Origin of the sequence: Bartonella sp. DB5-6, assembly GCF_000278115.1 — a bacterium.
GTDB lineage: Bacteria > Pseudomonadota > Alphaproteobacteria > Rhizobiales > Rhizobiaceae > Bartonella > Bartonella refiksaydamii.
Window position 1 is genome coordinate 34,628 of sequence record NZ_JH725119.1, and the last position, 16,181, is coordinate 50,808.

15 protein-coding genes are annotated in these 16,181 nt (G+C 38.9%); 9 read left to right on the top strand and 6 right to left on the bottom strand.

The window, feature by feature from the left end; genetic code table 11:
* Positions 1–420: 420 nt before the first annotated feature.
* The 3 genes from MCO_RS06050 to MCO_RS06060 are packed head-to-tail and all read right to left on the bottom strand — an operon-like array spanning position 421 to position 3,802.
* Positions 421–2,082 (bottom strand): electron transfer flavoprotein-ubiquinone oxidoreductase, encoded by a 1,662-nt coding sequence (locus MCO_RS06050; RefSeq protein WP_007553260.1) that lies wholly within the window; start codon positions 2,080–2,082, stop codon positions 421–423.
* Positions 2,083–2,085: 3 nt separating this feature from the next.
* Positions 2,086–3,006, bottom strand: a complete 921-nt coding sequence (locus tag MCO_RS06055) for an electron transfer flavoprotein subunit alpha/FixB family protein (protein WP_007553261.1) — start codon at positions 3,004–3,006, stop codon at positions 2,086–2,088.
* Between the two features lie 49 nt (positions 3,007–3,055).
* Entirely contained in the window at positions 3,056–3,802 is a 747-nt protein-coding gene (locus MCO_RS06060) for an electron transfer flavoprotein subunit beta/FixA family protein (RefSeq protein ID WP_007553262.1), read from the bottom strand.
* Positions 3,803–4,275: 473 nt separating this feature from the next.
* Between MCO_RS06060 and MCO_RS06065 the strand changes: the two genes are divergently transcribed.
* From MCO_RS06065 to MCO_RS06075, 3 genes are all read left to right on the top strand, one after another.
* Positions 4,276–5,103 carry a hypothetical protein gene (locus tag MCO_RS06065; protein WP_007553263.1) on the top strand — a complete coding sequence of 276 codons (828 nt, stop codon included), beginning with the start codon at positions 4,276–4,278 and terminating at the stop codon, positions 5,101–5,103.
* 162 nt (positions 5,104–5,265) lie between these two features.
* On the top strand, positions 5,266–6,186 hold the full coding sequence (locus tag MCO_RS06070; RefSeq protein WP_007553264.1) for a sulfite exporter TauE/SafE family protein: 921 nt from the start codon (positions 5,266–5,268) through the stop codon (positions 6,184–6,186).
* A 2-nt stretch (positions 6,187–6,188) separates the two neighbouring features.
* Positions 6,189–6,998 carry a TIGR02186 family protein gene (locus MCO_RS06075; protein ID WP_007553265.1) on the top strand — a complete coding sequence of 270 codons (810 nt, stop codon included), beginning with the start codon at positions 6,189–6,191 and terminating at the stop codon, positions 6,996–6,998.
* Between the two features lie 23 nt (positions 6,999–7,021).
* Here the strand turns inward: MCO_RS06075 and MCO_RS06080 are convergent, their stop codons facing one another.
* On the bottom strand, positions 7,022–7,303 hold the full coding sequence (locus MCO_RS06080; protein ID WP_196794030.1) for a DUF6460 domain-containing protein: 282 nt from the start codon (positions 7,301–7,303) through the stop codon (positions 7,022–7,024).
* Positions 7,304–7,353: 50 nt separating this feature from the next.
* Entirely contained in the window at positions 7,354–7,494 is a 141-nt protein-coding gene (locus MCO_RS10870; RefSeq protein ID WP_007553267.1) for a hypothetical protein, read from the bottom strand.
* 719 nt (positions 7,495–8,213) lie between these two features.
* Between MCO_RS10870 and MCO_RS06085 the strand changes: the two genes are divergently transcribed.
* On the top strand, positions 8,214–9,845 hold the full coding sequence (locus MCO_RS06085) for an ABC transporter substrate-binding protein (RefSeq protein ID WP_007553268.1): 1,632 nt from the start codon (positions 8,214–8,216) through the stop codon (positions 9,843–9,845).
* Between the two features lie 466 nt (positions 9,846–10,311).
* Here the strand turns inward: MCO_RS06085 and MCO_RS10615 are convergent, their stop codons facing one another.
* A complete protein-coding gene (locus tag MCO_RS10615; protein WP_155799351.1) occupies positions 10,312–10,485 on the bottom strand; it encodes a hypothetical protein in 174 nt (57 codons plus the stop codon).
* A 220-nt stretch (positions 10,486–10,705) separates the two neighbouring features.
* Here MCO_RS10615 and MCO_RS06090 point away from each other — a divergent pair, with 220 nt between their 5' ends.
* From MCO_RS06090 to MCO_RS06110, 5 genes are all read left to right on the top strand, one after another.
* Positions 10,706–12,337, top strand: coding sequence for an ABC transporter substrate-binding protein (locus MCO_RS06090; RefSeq protein WP_007553269.1), 1,632 nt, complete (start codon positions 10,706–10,708; stop codon positions 12,335–12,337).
* A gap of 238 nt (positions 12,338–12,575) precedes the next feature.
* A complete protein-coding gene (xseA, locus tag MCO_RS06095; protein ID WP_007553270.1) occupies positions 12,576–14,006 on the top strand; it encodes an exodeoxyribonuclease VII large subunit in 1,431 nt (476 codons plus the stop codon).
* Positions 13,984–14,610 carry a DNA-3-methyladenine glycosylase I gene (locus tag MCO_RS06100; RefSeq protein WP_040298973.1) on the top strand — a complete coding sequence of 209 codons (627 nt, stop codon included), beginning with the start codon at positions 13,984–13,986 and terminating at the stop codon, positions 14,608–14,610. Before xseA ends, MCO_RS06100 begins: the two co-directional genes overlap by 23 nt.
* Positions 14,611–15,176: 566 nt before the next feature.
* On the top strand, positions 15,177–15,677 hold the full coding sequence (locus tag MCO_RS06105) for a hypothetical protein (protein ID WP_007553272.1): 501 nt from the start codon (positions 15,177–15,179) through the stop codon (positions 15,675–15,677).
* Positions 15,678–15,724: 47 nt separating this feature from the next.
* A complete protein-coding gene (locus MCO_RS06110; RefSeq protein WP_007552667.1) occupies positions 15,725–16,156 on the top strand; it encodes a phage tail protein in 432 nt (143 codons plus the stop codon).
* Positions 16,157–16,181 lie beyond the last annotated feature (25 nt).

A 16,181-nucleotide genomic window follows, 5' to 3' on the forward strand; every position in this document is an offset into this window, starting at 1 on the left:
TGTGAGGGACGTGACTCCAGTAAAGAACAGAGAAAAGCAAAGGTGGGTGGTGTTGTGCAATCTTCATTCTTTAAAAGATATTGCTGTGACTGTTTTTGAAGGTCGGAGAGTTGAATTAAAAAGATGATGAAGATGCGTGATGAGTTGCGCCTTTATGAGCAGAATGATCACAATATCTTAGTCATTGTTTTGTCATTGATAGATAAAAAGTTTTTAATAGCAGCTATGTTATAGATTTCTGATGAAAAAAGTGATGCGGTAGTGAGAGAGTCTTTTATTGTGGGAGTAGTGATAGAACACATTCTACATTGTGTAAGAACTTGTGCCTTAAAAGTAGTGGATGGGATTTTAATTTTTGAGAGGGAGCACTCTTATTGGTTACGTTTTTACAGATTTTCATTTTAGTAAAATGAACAATGATTACATATTGAGATAAAGTGGTCCCTCACTGCCTTGCGGACAAGTCCAATTGATATTTTGGTTGGGGTCTTTGATATCGCAGGTTTTACAATGTATGCAGTTTGAAGCATTAATAACATAAGTTTTCTGATCATTATGGTTTAGCCATTCGTAGACGGCTGCTGGGCAATAGCGTGTGGAGGGGCCTCCATAGATTGCATATTCGGAGTCTTTTTGTTTTTCTAATGAAGCTATTTTTAAATGGCAAGGTTGGTTTTCTTCATGATGCGTATGAGAAAGTGCGACACTGGAGAGACGATCAAAGGTTACAATACCATCTGGTTTTGGATAAGCGATGGGTTGAAATTTTTCTGCTGGTTCGAGACATTCATAATCTTCTTTTGTGTGAGAGAGTGTTCTAAATAAAGAAAATCCAAATAATTGTTGCCACCACAGATCAAAGCCGGCAAGCTTAATCCCGTATTTTGTGCCGAATTTTGCCCATAGTGGTTTCGCGTTGCGTACTTTATAAAGATCTTTGCCAATGGGACCTTGTCGCCATTGTTCTTCGATTTCTTTGACTTCGTCATGGGCGCGTCCTTGAGCAAGAGCTGTAGCAATTTTATCGGCTGCTAATATACCAGATAGAATGGCATTGTGAGAGCCTTTGATACGAGGGACATTGACAAAACCAGCAGAACAGCCAATAAGCGCTCCACCGGGAAAGGTAAGCTTTGGTACGGATTGCCAACCACCTTCACTGATGACGCGAGCACCATAAGAAAGGCGCTTTGCACCTTTGAAAATTTCATAAAGTTGAGGATGTGTTTTAAAACGTTGAAATTCCTCGAAGGGAGAAAGATAAGGATTTTTATAATCTAAGTGCACAACAAAACCAGCAGAAATTAAGTTGTTTTCTTGGTGATAAAGAAAACCGCCACCACCGGTACGATTGTCTAAGGGCCAACCGGTAAAATGTTGAACTAAACCAAGTTTGTGTTTTTGTGGTTCAACTTCCCAAAGCTCTTTGAGACCGAGACCAAATTTTTGTGGTTCACGGTTTTTACTAAGATCAAATTTCTGTATTAGTTGTTTTGCAATGGAGCCACGCGCGCCTTCTGCGACTAGAACATATTTTGCTAATAAGGCCATACCCGGCATATAATTTTTCCCAAGGGTTCCATTCTTTTCGAGACCCATATCACCTGTGAGAACACCAATGATAGCCCCATTATCGTTTTGAATGGTTTCCGATATGGCAAAACCAGGATAGATTTCGACGCCGAGCGCTTCGGCTTTTTTGCTTAGCCAATGGCAAACATTCCCGAGTGAAACGATATAGCATCCGTCATTGGATAAGATTTTTGGGCGCAAAATATTGGGAAATATTGTGGCGTGTTTTTGCTTTAGAAAAAAAAACTGATCACTGGTGACTGGTGTTTTAAAAGGATGATCGTTTTCATTTCTCCATTCTGGCAAGAGTGTATCAATGCCAATGGGGTCAACAACTGCTCCAGACAGAATATGTGCACCAACTTCAGTGCCTTTTTCAACGATTGTGACAGAAAGTTCGGGGTTAATCTGTTTGAGACGAATTGCTGCAGAAAGCCCTGCAGGTCCAGCTCCAACAATTACTATGTCAAATTCCATAGTTTCACGTTGATGATGCACAGATGCATTCATGGCTTATAAAGCTTTCTCCAACTCAGGAATAATTTGATGAAGATCTCCTACAAGGGCGTAATCAGCAATTTGCATGATAGGGGCTTCAGCATCTTTGTTAATAGCTACGATAACTTGTGCATCCATTATGCCGGCTAAATGTTGAATTGCACCGGAAATACCGACAGCAATATAGAGTTCGGGAGCAACAACTTTGCCTGTTTGTCCAATTTGCCAATCATTAGGGGCATAGCCTGCGTCCACTGCTGCGCGGCTGGCCCCTAAAGCAGCTTCTAGTTTGTTTGCAAGGGGGAGAAGGAGTGTCATAAATTGCTCTTTTGAGCCAAGACCACGTCCGCCTGATATAATAACACGTGCCGAGGTAAGATCAGGGCGATCACTTTTGTTGGTTTCTGCTTTTATGAAAGAAGAAAGGTTTGGATTGGGAGCTGGCGTTATCGTTTTAATAGGAGCAATGTTATTTTGGAAAGGAGCTGGTGTGAAAGAGGCTGTACGGACTGTAATAACTTTTTGAGGATCATTGGTGCGTACAGTTTCAAGTGCGTTTCCTGCATAGATTGGTCGTTTAAAGGTATCGGGGGCAACAACCGCGATAATGTCTGAAATTTGCATAAGATCAAGAAGAGCAGCCACGCGTGGCATTACATTTTTACCAGTACTGGTAGATGCAGCCATGATCACATTATAATTATTCGCATATTTGACAATTGTATTTGCCATAGGTTCAGCGAGTTGATGTGCTAAATAATCGGCTTCAGCGACAAGAATTTGTCTTACACCAGCGAGCTTGGCAGTGTTTTCGGTAATTGCTTGAACCTTTGTTCCACAAACCAAAATATCAATATCATCACTAATTGCTTGCGCTGCGGTGAGTGCTTTTGCGGTTTCCTCTGTATTTTGTTCGGCTAATAAAAGAATCGCCATAAATTTTTGTCCTTTTATACAGTGTTGTTTTGATCTAGGTTATTGAATATTAAATGCGGTTTGTTTGTTTTAGCGCATTGACAAGTTCTGCTACATTAGCCACTTTGACACCGGATTGGCGGGCTTTGGGCTCTTCAACGCTAAGGACTGTTAAGCGTGCTTTTGTATCTACGCCAAGGTCAGCAAGTGCTTTTTGTTCAATGTGCTTCTTTCTTGCCTTCATAATATTGGGCAGAGAAGTATAACGTGGTTCGTTTAACCGTAGATCAGCAGTCATTACGATGGGGAGGGGTAGACAGAGAGTTTGTGTGCCATTATCTACTTCGCGGATAATAGTTGCGTGCCCATTTTCTATTTTTAGATGCGAAGCAAAAGTTGCTTGTCCCCAACCAAGGAGCGCTGCTAACATTTGTCCGGTTTGGTTGCTATCATCATCAATGGCTTGTTTCCCTAAAAAGACCATATTGGGTTTTTCATCATGAACAATGACCTTGAGAATTTTAGCAACTGCTAAGGGTTCAAGTGTTTGCTCTGTTGTTACAAGGCGAGCGCGATCAGCACCCATTGCAAGCCCTGTTCGTAAGGTTTCCTGTGCGGCTTCAGGTCCAATTGAAACAAGAACAACTTCTGAAACTTTCCCAGATTCTTTCTGACGAATTGCTTCTTCCACGGCGATTTCGTCAAAAGGGTTCATAGACATTTTTACGTGAGATAGATCAACGCTCGTGCCATCAGGTTTGACACGTATCTTGATATTATAATCAACAACACGTTTGACAGCGACAATTATTTTCATGATGATCCTCTTTGTTTGTATGATCAAAAGTTTATCCTAATAATCATAAGAAACCAAATTATTTAGAACTTCACTTATAATTGGTTTTCTCATTATATAAGCTTTCTTACATTTATTTGTACTCTTATCGTTGTGTTCAATCTATATTTAGCTTTTTTGCACTTCAATAATTGCCTTCTTCGTTTGAACAAAAAGGTAAAAAATCAGTGTGTGTTATGAGGATATTCTTTCTTTATAGAGGTCTTTTATGTAATGGCAAAAAAGTAAAAAAAGCAAAAATAGGGAATGGCTTTTCAATTTAAATCTTGAAAGCGGAAAAATCAAAATTCATTCTTTTAAAGATTTTTGGCAATGTTTTGGAAATTCTTAAAGCTCTATTTACTAAAATAAAGCACAATTTCCATTCATTTATGTGATTCTTTGCAAAGAATTAATGAGGCGTAGCGTTTGCAATACAGTGAGGGGTAGCGTTTTTGAATACGAAGAGTCATATTATAGAGCAAGTTAAGCATGAAAAACCTTCTTTTTTTGTCGTTGAGAAAAAGGAAAAGATGGGCACGCCTACTGAAGTAAGGATGTCGGATATCGCTAAAAAATTGCGCTCTGTTCATGCACAAATGCGGATGAAGCATTCACCTCGTCGTTTGACATTGCAAAGTTCCGTGGATGAGAGTTTAAAATCTTACTTGGATGATATTAGTCGGGCGATTTTGGCAGAGCATTATATACGTCGCCAAAAAGAAAAAAAGTTGTTTGAGCATTTAGAGCAGATAAAAATGCTTGTTCAGAGTTTGCATAGAGAGAAGAAAAGCCTAGAACAAGCAGCAGTAACACGGCATATGTCTCGTTCAAAATCGTTTGATTCTGTTGTGCAGCATCTTGCTCATATGGCATGTGAAGAAAGCCTAGAATGCTCGTCGCCCCAAAAGGCACAAAATTTTTCGGAACAAAATCGCACAACTTCAATCCAAACAAATGTTGAAAACACATTGCAACAAGAGAATAGAAGCTCTTCACCAATAGAGGGTATGAAGCCTTGTTCAAAAGAGGCTGAGGAACTTGTGGGGAATTCTATAATAGAAGAAAGGCATCCTACTGTTCAAACATCTGGTCATTACATTGAAAATGATCAATATTCTTCCTTGAAAGCAGAGTCTCTGGGAATTTCCTTTTTTTTGCGTTATCCTTTTAAAAAACTTCTTCTTTGTTTTTTAATCATTGCATTTATGGCAGCGATAACGTTATGCTTTCATGTTTTTTTAAAAGGAGTTCATTTTTTTAATTTTATGATGTTAGGTTAAGTGATGTGAGGCAGATTGCACATTCGTAATTTTATAAAAACGTGTATGGCATCTAAACTTGTTCTTTTCAACATGAAACAAAGATTATTGAAGAAGGGAATTAATTAGAGAGAGGCTCTCGGATTATCTAAAAAACTTCAAATTATCTTGAAGGTTCTGTAAGTGAGTATTTATTTACCAATTGCTGAAATGTCGCTCAACATGCTGATCTTGATTGGTATGGGGGTTGTTGCTGGTTTTTTTTCAGGACTTTTTGGAATTGGTGGTGGTTTTCTCATCACGCCTTTATTGATTTTTTATAATATCCCTCCTGCTATTGCTGTTGCAACAGGGGCTAATCAGATGATTGCATCATCTGTAACTGGGGCGATTACACATTTTAGAAGACGTACTCTTGATATAAAACTTGGTATTTTTTTAGTGATTGGAGGGGGAATTGGCTCTTTAATCGGGATTCAGATTTTTTCTGTTTTGAAAAAAATAGGGCAATTAGATCTTATGATTTCGCTTCTTTATGTGATTCTTCTTGGGAGCGTAGGAAGTTTGATGATTATTGAAAGTTGGCGTGATATGATACGCCAACGTACAGCGCAAAAAGTCAATATTCGTCTTGCAGGTAGACATAATTGGATACATCGTTTGCCGTTAAAGATGCGTTTTCGGACATCAATGATATATGTCAGCATCATTCCAGTTTTAGGAATTGGTCTTATTGTTGGCTTGTTGTCTTCTATTATGGGGATTGGTGGTGGGTTCTTTATGATACCAGCATTGATTTATCTTATGCGTGTCCCGACCCGCGTGGTGATTGGAACTTCACTTTTTCAAATTACATTTGTCTCTTCTTTTACTACAGTTTTACAAAGTGTAAGTAATCAGTCAGTCGATATTGTTTTGGCTTTTTTGTTGATGCTTGGCGGAAGTATTGGTGCACAATATGGAACACGCACTGGAAGAAAATTAAAGGCTGAACAATTGCGCATGGCGCTTGCATTTTTGGTGTTGATTGTATGTATGCGTCTTGCTTTCCAATTATTTGTACGCCCTGATAATCTTTTCTCTTTGGATATTCTGATGAGATAAAAATGGGTAGATTATTTTCTTTATGCATCATTGCGGGTTGCTTTTGTATAGTCTCTTCTTCTATGTGGGGGCATGTTGGCACGAAAGCTGCACTCATTGACCAAGTGGATCATGAGACTATCCAAATTATCGTAACAACGAATACGATTACAGTTGATGCACATTTTGATGGCCGTGATCTTTATATTGCTGGTGTTTTAGAGAATATTAATTCGTCACATGCTCGACAGAGCCGTTATGATGTTATTGTGAGCTTGGAGGGACAAGCTCGACCTATGATTATGCGAGAAAAGAAACGTAATGCTGGAGTTTGGGTTAACGCAGATTCCCTCACTTTTAAAGATGTTCCTCTCTTTTATTCTATGGTCACAACGCGTGAGATTGATGATATTACTGGCGTTGAAGATTATAAACGTTTGAGGCTAGGATTACCCTATTTGTTGCTGCAGACGGATGAACAAGATCAGGAAAAAATACAAATTTTTCGTGATGAACTTATAAAATTGCAAAAAGCCAAAAATCTTTATCACGAGGAAGTGGGTGGTGTTCGTTTTGGTTCCGGTGCACTGTTTACAGCGCATTTTCGTTTGCCAGCAAATATTCCTGTTGGACATTATCAGGCTCGTGCTTATCTTTTTCGCGATGGGGAATTTATTGATTGTGCGACCACAACTCTTGAAATTGTTAAAGCGCATATTGCTTATACAATTTTTCATGCAGCGCACAAGCATAGTTTTATATATGGTATTGTAGCGGTGATTATAGCTGTTAGTACAGGATTTGTATGTCGTTTGATTTTTCGAAAAGATTAGTAGAAGGGGAAACATTAAAGCATTTATTTTTTATGAAAAATGCGTAGAAAAAGAAAAACAGGCACAACAACAATAGCTCCCATCATGGACATATGGAAAAAATTTGCAAGAGTTATAAATCCTGTTTCCCATAGAGATTTAAAAAACTCTATTATTCTTTGCATGAGACTTCGAGGAGTCCATCCAAGAAAATTCATCATGATGCCAACAAGGAATGAAAGGATGAGCAATTTTAAAGTAACACGCCCTAATATTCCTCCAAGAAATGCGTGAAGAGAATTAGACAACTTTTTCCTTTTGTTCATTTTAACATACTTTCGCGTATATTACGCTTTCATTGTGGGACACAATGGCATCATCGCCATAAAGAAGAAATGGTTCTTTTGTTTTTCCTTACTTTTTTTTCGAGTTCACCACCTTGTAATACTGGTGTAACATCTGCACTTGTTTCTGAAACGCGCTCGTGTTCTGTTGGCATTTTTCGAGGTATTTTCATAGCATTCCTTTCATTAACTTGATGGATATTCTTTATTTTCTAAGAATTTGCGAGAGAATGTTGATAATGTTTCGACGCTCTACATGGTGGTGAAAATTTTCTGTACGTCGAAGATCCTAATAATGGACTTATATGTTGTGTATAGGCTGTAATTTCAAGACATCCTATTTTAGAAAGACTATTTATTCGGATAAAATTGTGTTTACATAGATAGTGAAGACTGGATGTTTTAATCTGCGTGAATTGAAAAAATAGTAAGTTTGTTGTTGAAAAAGCAGGCGGAACGAGGGACGCAGAATTTAGTGTTTCTGCAAGAGCAGGGGGCTTTAAAATGTATCGTTGAAGAAAAGTTTGATTATTAGCTGCAGGTGTATGGGAAAATAACAGGTTATTATGCTGCACATGCTTTAAGTCGCGCTACCATTTTCCTTAAAAAATGGTGAAACACAGGTTTTGAGTTGTTTCTTGGTGTGGAGTTATGGAAAAGCTCAAACTTCCGTCTGAAGAAAGGATGGATGTGGTTATTCTAGGCAGCTTACAACTTATCTAGGATTATTAAAATATCAAATTGTTATGGAGGTTTTTGAACAAACTGAAATTGGCGGTTTGGTGACACTCCTGAGAAAGTCGTAAGAAGAAGTTCTGTTTGATGAAATAAAGAAGAAGCTTTTCGTTGTTGCACGGAAAATTTATAGAATAAGCTTTAAAAGGAAAAGTCTATGAACTTGAAAAGGAAAATATTAAAAGGTAGCAGATCTTTTGCTTCTGCTGTTATTGCTTTGGGAATACTGGTGCAACAAGTTGCAGCAAAAACACCTACCGATACCCTCGTGATGGCCTTGAATCTCGATTCAATCGAGACTTTTGATCCTGCGCAAATCAATGAACGTTATGGCAATGAAATTGTTGCCAATATTTGTGATAACTTAATCGATTCCGCTACAGATGATCCAGCTAAAATAGCACCTTCTTTGGCAAAGAATTGGGATGTTTCAAATGAGGGTGGGGGTACAGTAATTACTTTTCATTTACGTGATGGTTTGAAGTTTAATGATGGTCGGTCTGCCGGTGCTCATGATCTTGTTTGGGGGATGAGACGGATTGTTAAATTGAAGTTGTCTGCAGCGGCAGTATTTAACGAATATGGAATTACAGAACAAAATGTTGATTTTACTCTTCAAGCACCGGATGAAAAAACTGTGGTGATGAAATTTGACAAACTTTATCCAGCAGAGATAATCCTTGGACATATTCTTACTACTCGTGTTGCTTCTTTGCTTGATCGTGAAACAATTATGAAACACGAACAAGATGGTGATATGGGAAATCGCTATTTGGCAAGTCATGCTGCTTGTGTTGGTCCTTATCAATTAGTGAGCTGGCGCTCTGGAGAAGCAATTTTGTTGCGTGCAAGTTCCAATTATTGGGGAGAGGCAGCAAAATTGAAGCAGATTTTAATTCGTCATATTGCAGAACCTGGAACACAACGTTTATTGTTGCAAAAACACGATATCGATGTTGCACGTAATTTGATGCCAGAGGATGTAGCAGATCTCCAAGCAACAACAGATATTAAAGTTGAAAGAGTGTTGGCGCCATCTGTGATAATGTGGGGATTTAATACGACAAATCCAATTTTTGCCAATGAAAAGGTGCGTTTGGCGATGCGTTATCTTATTGATTATGAAGGTCTTGGCAAGACTCTTCTTAAAGATGTTGGTATTCCACGGGCAAGCTTTATTCCCATTGGTAATCTTGGGGCTTTGGATGAAAAAGAAGGGCAACCCTTTAAGCTTGATCTAAAAAAAGCTAAGCAGCTTTTGACAGAAGCAGGTTATCCGAATGGTTTTGAGGCCAATATTTTTGCAGGAAAATCTCCTTATCCTTTTGCTTTGCCCATTGCTCAGTCTATTCAGGACAATGCAAAAAAAATAGGCGTGCGCTTTAAGATTGAACATTTTGTAGGTACGCAGTTGTTTTCAAAACTTTATGCACGGGGTTTTGATACAATTTTTATGGGATGGAATAACGATTCTGCAGATCCTTATACAATGGCTTCACGCCTTGTTTATAATCCTGATAATCGATTTGAGGCTAAAAACACAGGCTATCCTAGTTGGTGCCATGGCTATTTTGATGAAGGTATGAATAAGAAGGTAAGGGATGCCCTGTTTCAAAAAGATCCACAGAAACGGGCACAAATGTATGTTGATTTGCAGCGTGATTTTATGCAAAAGGGACCTTATGCTTTTATCTATCAGACGTATAGTATTATCACTATGACACCTGATGTAAAAAAATGGGTGTGGAATAGTGCACCACGTATTTTTTATAATGCCATTGAAAAATAAGTATGTCTTAAATGTTGTAACATATAAAAAATACTATCATGATATCTTCGGTGTTTTGTATAGGATTTAAAAGTTTTGCAAAATATCGAAGATTATTGATAAAATGTATTGATATATTCTCTACAGAGTAACTCCAAGAAATTCTTCTTTAGAGAAGGGCTATGCATTTTTGTAAAATGCATGTACACATAGATATTAAGATTTAAGCAGAATTTAGTATTTTTTAGAAAAAGCGGGGGACTTAAAATGTGCTGTTGAGAAAAAATTTTGTTGTATGTAGGTGAATTTGGGGAATATGGGTTTAGTGTGGAGCTAATGCTTCAAATCACATCGTCTTTCCTTAAAAAATGATGAGATGCTGGGGATTGTCCTTTGGTGTGAGTTCATAGAAATGCTCAAATTGCCTTGTGAGGAAGGAGAGGGATGTCCATGGTTAGCAACTGTGCTTATGAGGATCATCAAAATATCAAAGGATGATTAAGGTTTTTAAACCAACCGAAGTTGGTGCTCTGAAGACTCTTTTTAGAAAATCGCAAAAAGAGGTTTGAAGCAGAAGTTCTGTTTGGTGAAATAAAGAAGAAGCTTTTGCCTTATATGCCCTGAATTTAGGTGTTGTGACATCATCAACAGGTGTTGTCATGCCGTGATATCATTCATTGGATATTAGAGCGTGTTTCGTTGCATCTTTTGGTTTAGCTTATACCTTTATCAGGAGGAAAGAGTGGTTACAAGGTAGCCGCTGCTTTTGAGGGGGGGGTGGATTTTATTTCTAAGAGGTATGTTTTTTACCTGATCTTATTATTTTTGTCTGTCGTTGTTGCATGGGAAATTTATAGAGTAAGCTTTAAAAGGAAAAGTTTATGAACTTGAAAAGGAAAATATTAAAAGGTGGCAGATCTTTTGCTTCTGCTCTTATTTCCATGGGGATGTTTGTGCAACAAGTTTCAGCGAAAACTCCTGCCGATACTCTCGTGATGGGTTGGAATCTCGATGCAATAAGTACATTTGATCCTGCACAACTTAATGACCGTTATGGAACTGAAATTGTTGTCAATGTTTGTGATAATTTAGTTGAATCAGCTAAAGATGATGCAACTAAAATGGTTCCTTCTTTGGCAAAGAGTTGGAATGTTTTAAGTGACGACCAAAGCACGATTATTACTTTTCATTTGCGCGATGGTTTGAAGTTTAATGATGGTCGACCTGCTAACGCTAATGATCTTATTTGGAGCATGAGGCGAGTTGTTAAATTGAAGATGTCCAATGCGGCGACATTTAATGAATATGGTATCACAGAACAGAATGTTGATGAAGCTTTTCAAGCACCGGATGAACAAACCGTGGTGATGAAATTTGATAAACCTTATCCAGCAGAACTTATTCTTAGTAATATTTCTACTAATCGTACTGTTGCTTTGCTGGATCGTGAGACACTCATAAAACACGAACAAGATGGCGATATGGGAAACCGGTATTTGGCCAGCCATTCTGCTTGTGTTGGTCCTTATCAGATAAGTAGCTGGCGTCCTGGAGAAGCTCTTTTGTTGCATGCAAGCTCCAATTATTGGGGGGAGGTGCCTAAATTGAAGAAGATTTTAATTCGCCATGTCGCGGAGCCTGGAACACAACGTTTATTGTTGCAAAAACACGATATCGATGTTGCACGTAATTTGATGCCAGAGGATGTAGCAGATCTCCAAGCAACAACAGATATTAAAGTTGAAAGAGTATTGGCGCCTTCCATGATCATATGGGGCTTTAATGCTACAAATCCAATTTTTGCTAATGAAAAGGTGCGTTTGGCGATGCGCTATCTTATTGATTATGAAGGACTCGGGAAGACCCTTCTTAAAGATGTTGGTGTTCCACGTGCAAGTTTTATTCCTCTTGGTAATTTGGGAGCTTTGGATGAAAAAGAAGGACAACCCTTTAAACTTGATCTTCAAAAAGCAAAGCAGCTTTTAACGGAGGCAGGATATCCGGATGGTTTTGAGGCCAAGATTTTTGCAGGTGCATCTCCTTATCCTTTTGCTTTGCCTATTGCTCAGTCTCTTCAAGACAATGCAAAAAAGATTGGGGTGCGTTTTAAAATTGAACGTTTTGTAGGTACGCAGTTATTTTCAAAATTTTATGCACGGGGTTTTGATACGATTTTTTTCGGATGGAATAATGGCTCTGGTGATCCCCATACCATGGCTTCACGTCTTATTTACAATCCTGATAATCGGTATGAGGCAAAAAATACAGGTTATGCTAGTTGGTGCCATGGGTATTTTGATAAAACTATGAATCAAAAGGTTCAGGATGCGTTGTTTGAAAAAGATCCACAAAGACGGGCGCAAATGTATGCTGATTTGCAGCGTGAATTTATGCAGAAAGGACCCTATGCTTTTATCTATCAGACATATAATATTGTTGCTATGACACCGGATGTCAAAAAATGGGTTTGGAATAGCGCACCACATATTTTTTATAGTGCAATTGAAAAATAAGAGGGTATAGAGAGTATTAAGTTTATAAAATACAAAAAAGTATGATTATGATGTCTTCAACGTTTTGTATGTGGTTTAAAAACTTTGCAATGCGTTGAAGCATATCGGTGCTGGATTGAAATGTTGTGTACAGAGTATAATTTCAAGATTTTCTCTTTGAGAGAAGCATTTCATTCTCTTTAAAGATGTGTTTGTGTGAATGTTAAGATTGGATATCGCAACTTCTGTGAATTGAAAAATGGTAAATTTGTTTGGTGAAAAAGCAAGTGCAACGAATGCAGCAGAATTTACTGTTTCCGAAATAGCAGGGGCTTTAAAGCGCGTTGTTGAAGAGAAGTTTGGTTATGTTCGGGTGCGGGGAGAGATATCAGGTTATCGCGGGGCTCATGCTTCTGGGCATGCTTACTTTGCCTTAAAAGATGATAAGGCGCGATTGGAAGCTGTTATTTGGCGTGGCATTATGGAAAAGCTCAAATTTCCTCCCGAAGAAGGGATGGAAGTGATCGCTGTCGGCAAACTAACAACTTATCTGGGGTCATCAAAATATCAAATTGTCATTGAAGCGCTTGAGCCAACAGGGGTTGGCGCTTTGATGACACTTCTAGAAAAGCGCAAGAAAAAGCTTGCAAATGAAGGTTTATTTGATGAATCTAAGAAAAAAACCTTGCCTTATATGCCGCGAATTATAGGCGTTGTGACATCACCAACAGGCGCTGTCATTCGTGATATTATTCATCGTATATCAGATCGTTTTCCATTGCATATTTTGGTTTGGCCCGTTCGTGTTCAGGGGGAAACAAGTGGTCAGGAAGTGGCTGCTGCTGTTGAAGGTTTTAATGCTCTTCCTTTAGGAGGGCTTGTTCCCAAACCTGATCTTATTATTGTTGCGCGGGGAGGGGGAAGTTTAGAAGATTTATGGGGATTTAATGACGAAGCTGTTGTTCGTGCTGTTTATGCGTCTGCTCTTCCGGTTATTTCTGCTGTTGGGCATGAAACGGATTGGACTTTGATTGATTATGTTGCTGATTGGCGCGCTCCAACTCCCACAGGAGCGGCAGAGAAGGCTGTTCCTGTTAAGCTTGATCTCGAAGTGTATGTGGCATCTCTTGGTGCTCGTTTACGCAAGGGATTGGTGCGTTATTTTGATTTTCATCAACAAAAATTGCGTGCTATTATACGAGGGCTTCCGACTGTCGATCAACTTTTTGCTCTACCACGGCGTGGTTTTGATGAAGTTTCAAGTCGATTGCTGCGTGCTTTTCATGTGAGCTGCGATAAAAAACATTTTTCTTTTCGTGCGCTTGCCATACGTTTTTCACCGCGTTTACTGGATACTGAAAAAGCGCAACGTAATACAAAGGATTATACTGTACGCCTTCATCGTGCGTTTGTGCACAATGTGGAAAAACAACGTGCTCAGTTAGAGGTCGCGTTTAGGCTTTTAAAAAGCACTTCGTATCAGAATATTTTAGAACGTGGTTTTGTTTTGGCTTTGGGGCAGGATCATAAGCCCATTAAACGGTTGGTGCAATTTCCTGAAACGGGGCAAATAAATTTACGTTTTTTTGATGGTGAAATTAGTCTTTCAACGCGTGATCATGTTCTCAATCGCTCTTTAAAATCTAAACGGATCAAGTCGAAGCAGGATGATCAAGGAACGCTCTTTTAATATAATAAATGTGGTGCTCGAGGAAGGGCTTCTTATGGGGGCGGATGGAAAAATTCGTTGTTCATGGGCAGGTACGAATCCACTTTATTGTGCTTATCATGATAATGAATGGGGAAAACCTGTTTTTGAAGATCGCCATTTGTTTGAAAAAATTTGTCTTGAAGGTTTTCAAGCAGGGCTTTCTTGGCTTACAATTTTAAAAAAAATCTCTTCTTTTCGGAATGCGTTTGATCATTTTGATTTTGAAAAAATTATGCATTATGATGAAGTAAGGGTGCAAATGTTGATGCAGAATAAAGGTATTGTTCGTCATCAAGGAAAAATTCAATCGGTGCTTAATAATGCATTTAGAGCGCAGGAAATTATAACAGAGTGGGGGAGTTTGTCCCGCTATTTTTGGTCGTTTCAACCACCACAATCAGAGCGTTATGAAAAAACAGATTTTCAAACATTGTTGGCTAATCCCATAACACCTGCTTCTCTTCGTCTTTCGAAGGACTTGAAGAAACGTGGTTGGACATTTGTTGGTCCTACAATTTGTTATGCTTTTATGCAGTCCGTTGGGATTGTCAATGATCATCTTGAAGGATGTTTTTGTCGATAAGTTTACACTTTCCTCCTTTCCTAGAGAGAATGTTATTCTATGGGACAATAAAAGAACATGGAAAGGTCTTTTGATCGTTTAATATGTTTGTTGTCCTTGAATCATTGGCTCTGGGCATGATGGTGTAGTGTAGAGCGTATTTTAATAGATACAGTAATGTAGTTTCATAAAAGGTAAGGAGAAATCAGTTAGAAATTTTCAAAAATAGTTTCTAAATTTTTTTATTTTTGAAATCATTATGCGTGCAATTTATATCATTGATTTTGATTTAGTGTCTTTCTATTGTTATTTATATAGTAGTTATCATAAGGTAAATGGCGAATATTTTATTCATGGTTGTCAATGAAAGCGTAGTCCTTTTTAGTTTTTTTAGTGTGGAGTTGTTATTACGTTGTTCTATTTCTGAAACTTAATGAAATATATTTGTTAAATTTTTTGTTGAGTGTATAACGATCGGTATATTTTTTGGGGTGCTGATACCGTAACCATCACCAAATGGAAAAACGCCATTACTGCTGCTTTTGACTTTTCTGAACGTTGGCAAAAGTTCAAACAGGGTCTCGGGTTTGTTGCCCAATGGTTTGGCAATGTATGGGAGGGCTTTAAGCACAGTATCACTAACTTTTGGGGCTGGTTGGGAAGTTTTTTTTGCCCAAGAAAAACTTTCTGATGATGCCAAAGCCGGTATGGAACAAGCAGGGGAGGACTTGGCCAATTGGATTGTCGATGGCTTTATGGCACCCATCACAAAGTTGAGTGATTTTTTTAAATCTTTGCCAAGCCGCATCAGAGAATGGATTGGCAGCGTTGATTTATCCGACCTGTTTCATTTACCCAGTTGGCTTGGGGGCAAAACAGCCATTCAACCCATAGCACAATTTGCGGGTGCTGGTCATGCAAATCCATCTGGTCCAGAGCAAAGAGAGAAAGACCGCTCTCCCACCACCCACAATCAAAATGTCACAGTGCATATCAATGGTGCCCGTGATCCCGTTGCTACCGGTCGTGCGGTAAGTCACGCTTTGCAACGTGCACGCGCCAATGCCCTGCATGGGGGAACAGAATGAGAGCGGGGAGTGAATAATGGCAGAAACAGAATGAGGGGAGGGAGCCTATGAGAGATCCTTTGATGATGTTAGGTCCGCATCAATTTTATGTGGACTGGCTGAATTTCCAATCCTTTGAAGAAGAGTTTTCTGCCTCATGGGTTCCTATGGAGCGTTTTGGCAAGGCACCCAGTTTGCAATTTACCGGCTATGGCAATGACCCCAAAACCATTCATGGCGTGTTGTTTCCAGAAGAATTTGGTGATCGTATAGCCATTGATGCCATCACCAGAACTATTCGTGCCGCAAAGCCGGTTCAGATGCTGCGTTGGATCAATGATACGACCTATAGTGCCATTCTCCATGGCCCCGTGGTGATCACCAGCATCAGTCAAGATCACGACTTTATCGCCCGCTCTGGTCAATCCCAGCGCATTCGCTATTCCATTAGTCTTTTGCCTTTTTTTAATGGGGGAAAACCGCAAGGATATATGCAATGAAGATACCAGAAAAGCGCGTTGTTGT